Origin of the sequence: Pseudomonas sp. SIMBA_068 (assembly GCF_046534705.1) — a bacterium.
Taxonomy (GTDB): Bacteria; Pseudomonadota; Gammaproteobacteria; order Pseudomonadales; family Pseudomonadaceae; genus Aquipseudomonas; species Aquipseudomonas putida.
Window position 1 is genome coordinate 1 of the sequence record NZ_JAWRYI010000292.1, and the last position, 296, is coordinate 296.

Consider the following 296-nt stretch of genomic DNA (forward strand, 5'->3'; position numbering starts at 1 on the left):
GCGCAGCGAGCTGTTCATCACCACCAAGATCTGGGTCGACAACTATGCAGCCGACAAACTGATCCCCAGCCTGCGCGAAAGCCTGGCCAAACTGCGCACCGACTATGTCGACTTGTTGCTGATCCACTGGCCCGCACCGGGCAATGGCATCGAGCTGCCCGAATACATGACTGCACTGGCTGAGGCCAAGGCGCTGGGCCTGACCCGCCAGATCGGTGTGTCCAACTTCAACATCGACCTGGCCCGCCAGGCCATCGAAGTGGTGGGCAAGGGCGAAATCGCCACCAACCAGATCG

At 61.1% G+C, this 296-nt stretch carries 1 protein-coding gene; it reads left to right on the plus strand.

Annotation, left to right across the window (positions count from 1 at the left end; translation table 11 throughout):
- A partial coding sequence (locus SB756_RS29225) for an aldo/keto reductase (protein WP_410913031.1) occupies window positions 1-296 on the plus strand: 296 nt, incomplete at both ends.